The sequence below is a fragment of the Frankia sp. CeRuru1 genome (assembly GCF_977966315.1).
Map to the genome: position 1 here is coordinate 1 of NZ_CDWWEW010000344.1, position 5,501 is coordinate 5,501.

General features: G+C 71.5%; 6 protein-coding genes, 1 tRNA gene and 1 pseudogene. 4 read left to right on the top strand and 4 right to left on the bottom strand.

The features are described from left to right. A partial coding sequence (locus AC08OP_RS19825; protein ID WP_476615564.1) for a serine/threonine-protein kinase occupies positions 1-930 on the bottom strand: 930 nt, incomplete at its 3' end. Positions 931-1,492: 562 nt separating this feature from the next. Continuing rightward, positions 1,493-1,888, bottom strand: coding sequence for a cold-shock protein (locus tag AC08OP_RS19830; RefSeq protein WP_011438780.1), 396 nt, complete (start codon positions 1,886-1,888; stop codon positions 1,493-1,495). Between the two features lie 212 nt (positions 1,889-2,100). On the opposite strand from AC08OP_RS19830, the gene AC08OP_RS19835 reads away from it, so the two are divergent. Beyond that, positions 2,101-2,484 carry a hypothetical protein gene (locus AC08OP_RS19835; protein ID WP_476615561.1) on the top strand — a complete coding sequence of 128 codons (384 nt, stop codon included), beginning with the start codon at positions 2,101-2,103 and terminating at the stop codon, positions 2,482-2,484. A 66-nt stretch (positions 2,485-2,550) separates the two neighbouring features. Here AC08OP_RS19835 and AC08OP_RS19840 read toward each other — a convergent pair whose 3' ends face one another. Beyond that, complete coding sequence (locus AC08OP_RS19840; protein WP_476615562.1) at positions 2,551-3,192, bottom strand: HAD family hydrolase; 642 nt, start codon at positions 3,190-3,192, stop codon at positions 2,551-2,553. Positions 3,193-3,316: 124 nt separating this feature from the next. Between AC08OP_RS19840 and purS the strand changes: the two genes are divergently transcribed. Then, complete coding sequence (gene purS, locus AC08OP_RS19845; RefSeq protein WP_476594157.1) at positions 3,317-3,601, top strand: phosphoribosylformylglycinamidine synthase subunit PurS; 285 nt, start codon at positions 3,317-3,319, stop codon at positions 3,599-3,601. 153 nt (positions 3,602-3,754) lie between these two features. Here purS and AC08OP_RS19850 read toward each other — a convergent pair. Beyond that, a tRNA-Leu gene (locus AC08OP_RS19850) sits at positions 3,755-3,837 on the bottom strand. Between the two features lie 159 nt (positions 3,838-3,996). On the opposite strand from AC08OP_RS19850, the gene AC08OP_RS19855 reads away from it, so the two are divergent. Both AC08OP_RS19855 and AC08OP_RS19860 read left to right on the top strand, forming a co-directional pair. After that, positions 3,997-5,313, top strand: a complete 1,317-nt coding sequence (locus AC08OP_RS19855; protein ID WP_476615563.1) for an FhaA domain-containing protein — start codon at positions 3,997-3,999, stop codon at positions 5,311-5,313. Between the two features lie 6 nt (positions 5,314-5,319). Beyond that, positions 5,320-5,501, top strand: a pseudogene (locus AC08OP_RS19860) (FHA domain-containing protein FhaB/FipA); the annotation flags it as partial.

Here is a 5,501-nt window from a genome sequence, read left to right on the forward strand (position 1 = left end):
CGCCGCGCCGATCCGGGTCGGCGCGGCGCGGGGCACCTCGCCGGTTCGGCTCAGGAGCTCCTCGGCCTGACCCATCGCCTCGCCGATGGCACCGGTACCGCGGGAGGGTGGCTGCGCGATGAGCCGCAGCAGCAGGTCCCGGGCGCTCGGCCGGTCGTCGGGATGCTTGGCCAGAGCCGCGCTGACCAGGCCGACCAACGGCTGCGGCAGACCACGCAGGTCCGGGGCGGACCCGACGATGCGCATGCCGAGGTCGATGTCCGTACCGTCGCCGAACGGGTGGCGGCCGGTACCGGCGTAGGCGATGAGGATGCCCCAGGCGAAGACGTCCGCCTCCGGACCGATGGGCTGGCCGTGCACCTGTTCGGGCGCCATCCACCCGGCGGAGCCGAAGCCCCAGGCCGTGGGCTTCGCCTTCGCGCCCTCGAGGGCCTGCGCGATCCCGAAATCGATCACACGTGGCCCGGACAGTGAGAGCATCACGTTACTGGGCTTGAGATCCCGGTGGACGAGGCCTGCGCTGTGGATCGCGGTAAGCGCCGTCGCGACCCCCACGGCCAGTCCGGTCAGGGTCGACGAGGTCAGCGGGCCCTTGTCGACCTGCATGTCCAGCCGGACCCCGTCGATGAACTCGGTGACGAGGTACGGCGCGGGCGCATTCGGATCCGCGTCCAGGACTTCGGCGGTGCAGAAGGGAGCGACCTTGCGTGCCGCTTCGACCTCGGCCCGGAACCGGCGGCGGAACTCCTCGTCGGCAGCCAGATCCGGTCTGATGACCTTGATGGCAACCCGCCGTCCGGCCCGGTTCCTCGCCAGGTAGACCGTGCCCATGCCGCCGACCCCCAGCCGGCTGAGCAAAACATAGGGGCCGACCGACCGGGGCTCGTGTGGATTGAGCGGATCACCTGGTTCGGAGCGGCCGGAACCCATGCGTGCGGCGTTGTCGGCCACGGTCAGCACCGCACGGCTGTGATCACGACCGCTGTCCACTGCTTGTCACACGAATGCCTCTCAAATCCCGATCCGACGCCCCGTTCCGACCGCCGATCCGTGCCCTCCGCCGATCAGCGGAGGTGGGACGGCCCTCGGCGATGCCACCACGGCCGGCTGCGGGGCTGCTCATGGTTCGGTCTGGTCTACGTTTGCAGTCTGCCGCACTGCCAACGCTTCCAGTCGCACGCGGGCTCCCCGCCGACGGGACCGGTCGGCTCCCCGACAATGTGTTGCCGCCACGGCGCGCAGGCCGCGGCGGATGAGGCCGCAACCGAGGAGGCATCGTGAACCGGTGCGTACCAGTGTGGCCAATCTGATGAAGGGCTCGATCTCGGCTCATGCCCGGATCCTGATTGATGTGGCTGGCTCGGTCGGTGTCGCTGATGTGATGGGAACAGCGGATTCGATGGACCCACCTGGCGGCGTCCGACGAGGAACCTGGCGCCCAGGTCGCGGTGTGCACCGGGTGCGGCCGACGGGTCAGTTTCCTGCCGCCGGCCTAGACCTCCAACTCGTTGGCGACGGCGTGCACGACCTTGGCGACCCGCTGGGCGGTCCGCCGGTCGGGATACCGGCCGCGACGAAGGTCCCGCTGCACGTCGTCCAGCACCTTGATCATGTCTTCGACCATGCTGTGCAGCTCGTCCGGACTGCGCCGCGCGGCCTGGGCAGCCGCCTTGGCGACCGACGGCGGGGCGGTCAGCAGCCGGACCGACAGTGCCTGGTCGCCACGCCGCCCGGCGGCGACGCCGAACTCGACCCGGTCGCCGGGTTTCAGCCGGTCGACCCCGGCGGGCAGGGCGGCCTTGTGCACGAAGACGTCGCCGCCGTCGTCCCGGCTGAGAAAGCCGAAGCCCTTGTCGACGTCGAACCACTTGACTTTGCCGGTGGGCACGGGCGACCTCGTTCTGTGTAACGGCAGGACAACGCAACGGAAGATGAGTGATTCCCAGGCTATCCGTCGGCCGCACGTCGCGTGCGTCTTCGGTAGCGATCGGCTGTCGAGTGAGCCCCTTTCCCGTGATGGTGGCCTGGCCCGCGTTCGGCACACGTCCTCGTAGGCTGTCGCACGTGTCGGCGAAACCCTCGTCCGGGCAGGCCGGACCCGTGGCCGACGGTGCGGTAAACGAGGCCACGGCTCCGGTCGGGACCCCGCCGCCGGTGACCTGGGCGGATCGGCTGGTCCGGGTCGGGGCCGTGCTCTTCGGCACCGGTCTGGTCGCCACGGCGGCGGCGGTGATCCCCTTCTTCCTGGGTGCCGAGAATCTGCCGACCTGGCTGAACGCCGTCGCCAGCGGCGGACTGACCATCGGGTTCGCCGTGGCGCTGATGGGGGTGCTCGCCGCCGCCCGATCCCGGATTCCCGAGGAGAGCGATCCCGATCTCTACGTGAACAACCCGCATCCGCCCGACCACGGGGCCCCCGGGGACGGCGACCACCCCGGGGACGGCACCGGTCCGCGGACAGACCCCGTCACCCGTTCCCGATAGTTCCTTGATCTCACGGCCGGGGGTGCGGGCCCCGGCCGGGCCGACCGCGTCGACCGCGTCGCGGCGTCAGCCCTGCTGTCGTCGGCGCCGGGCCTCGTCAACCAGCCAGGGCGGGAAGTCAGCCAGCCGGGGGAGGACGACATCGGCGCCGGCGGAGAGCAGATCAGCGGCCGAGCAGGGCCCGGTGGCGACCCCGACGGCGAGAGCGTCGCCGTCGCGGGCGCCGACCATGTCGCCGACGTGGTCACCGACGAAGATGTCCACGCGGTGGGCGCGCAGTGCCTCGCCCTTCGCCTGCGCGAACCGGGCTCCCTCCACCACGTCGGCGGTGATGCCGATCCGGTCCAGACTCGCCCGGGCCAGTGCCGTGCTCTTCGCGGTGACGACCACCACCCGGCCGGCGAGCCGCCGCACCGCCTCCACCGCGGCCACCGCGGCCGGCATCGGCAGCGACGCCGGCACCGCGTGGACCGTGTAGAGCTCGCGGTAGCGGGCCGCCACGGCCGTGACATCGGCCGGCGGGAACCAGTGGGCGAGCTCCGTCTCCAGCGGCGGGCCGAGCCGGGCGACGACCGTCTCGGCGTCCACCGCCACCCCGGTCTCAGCGGACAGGACGGCGAAGGTCGCCCGGATCCCGTGCCGGGCATCCAACAGGGTCAGATCGAGATCGAACCCGACGACCGGGACGGGCGCCCGCCAGAACGACACCGGCCAAGCTTAAGGGCCGTGTTCCCCGGGAAGCCCGCATTATCCGAGATCGCCTACCAGATCTGTACGCCCCGGGCGGGCGAGATCCGGCTCATACGTCGCTCGACCGGTAGTGTCCGCGGGTGTGACCAGGGTTGTGGTGGATGTGATGCTCAAGCCGGAGATTCTCGACCCGCAGGGGCAGGCGGTGCTCGCCGCGCTGCCGCGCCTCGGCGTGAGTGGCATCGTCGGGGTCCGCCAGGGCAAGCGTTTCGAGCTGGAGCTGGAGGAGGGCACGGACCTCGACGGCGCGGTCCTGGCCCGGGTCGAGCACCTGGCCTCAACCCTGCTGGCCAATCCGGTGATCGAGGACTACGCGGTGCGCATCGAGGACGCCTCCCCGCCGTCGGTGGGCAGCCCCGCCGGCTGAGCCTCTCCACAGCCGGAGAGGGGACGCCCGCACCCCACCCAACGGCGCAGCACGCGCCACCAGAGACTTGCGAGGGGGGTTCGGGGGGCTCGGCCCCCCGACCAGCATGACGAAAGTCCCCAACGGCGCAGCACGCGCCACCAGGGACTTGCGTGGGCGAGGGGGGAGTTGAACCCCCACGTCCGCTAGGACACACGGACCTGAACCGTGCGCGTCTGCCATTCCGCCACTCGCCCGAGTGGGACTATCTCTCGACCAGACGACACGCTACCACGCCGGAGATGTCCTTCACGGAGGGGGGTCGGGCCCGTCGCGAACATGTCAAGCTGCCGAGCCGTGGGACGTCCGCGCTCGGGGGCATACGATCTCACAGACCGGGAGAAGGGAGGTCGAGCATGGGCGTGCTACAACGCTTCGAACGGCGCCTGGGCGGCCTCGTCGAGGGTGCGTTCGCGAAGGTGTTCAAGGGCGGAGTCGAGCCCGTCGAGATCGCCAGCGCGTTGGCCCGGGAAACCGACGATCGGCGGGCGGTCAGTTCGAACCGGGTGCTGGTGCCCAACGAGTTCGCCGTCGAACTCGCCGGCGGCGACTTCGCCCGGCTCTCCCCCTACGACCGGGCACTGTGCGACGAGCTCGCCGAGATGGTCCGCGAGCATGCGGCCGAGCAGCGCTACACCTTCGTCGGCCCGGTGTCCGTGCGGATGTCCGAGGCCACCGATCTCGATGTCGGCGTCTTCCGGATCCGCAGCAGCGTGGCCGCCGCGGACCCGGGAGCGGTGACTGGACGGCGCGCACGCCCTCCCCGACCGGGCGCTCCCGGCACCCCGCACCTCGTCATCACCACGAAGGCCCCGGGAGGGCCCGCGGGCGGAGGGGAACGGGAGTATCCCTTGGACGCCGAGACGACCGTGATCGGCCGCAGCGTCGAGTGCGACATCCGCCTGAACGACACCGGTGTGTCTCGTCGCCACGGCGAGATACGCCGGCTTCCCGACGGGCAGTTCCTCTACGTCGACGCCGGGTCCACCAACGGCAGCCTGGTCAACGGTCGCGCGGCGACGCAGGTCAAGCTGGTCAACGGGGACAAGATCGAACTCGGTACCGCGACGATCATCTTCCGTCGCGAGGACGGACGGGGGAATGGCCCGGCGCGCGCGGGCGCCCGTGGGACACCTCCGCCGGCCCAGGCCGGGGGCCGGGAGACCATCCCGCCGGACCGCCGTCCCACGCCCGCCCCGGACGACCCGTACCGGCGCGGCTCGTCGCCCCGCGCCGGCCGCGTCGACCCGTACGCCGATCGTGATCGGCGCGGTGTGCCGGGGTACCGGGACGATCCATACCAGAACCGGGACGATCCATACCAGAACCGGATGGACCCGTACCGAGACCGGACACCGGAACGGGATCACGGCTACGACCAGCCGCGCGACCGCGGCGGTCGTGACCCCTATCACCGTGATCCCCGTGACGGGCGTGGGGGACGCGACGACGCTCCTCGGCGATCCGACCCTGCACGGCGCGCCGACCCCTACCGCGAGCCGAGCAATCCCGGCCGCCGGCCCGGCTCCGGTTCGCCGCCCGATGGGCTCGAATCCCTCGACGACGTGTACGACGCCGACACGGACCTCCCCGGCCGCGCCGCCCGCGCCGCCGCGGAGCCTCCCGGCGGGGATGGTCGACGTGACCGACCCAGATCGGATCGAGGCTGGTAGCGCCCGATGGACCCCACCGAGCCCAGCGAACTCGTACTGCTGGTTGTCAAGATCGGATTCCTTGCCCTCCTCTGGGGATTCGTTCTGGTCGCCGTGCGCGCCGTCCGGCTGGATATGTTCGGCCCCACCAAGCGTCAGCAGCGGCGCGAGCCGCCCCCCATGGTCCGGCCGACGCCGCCGCGCACCCC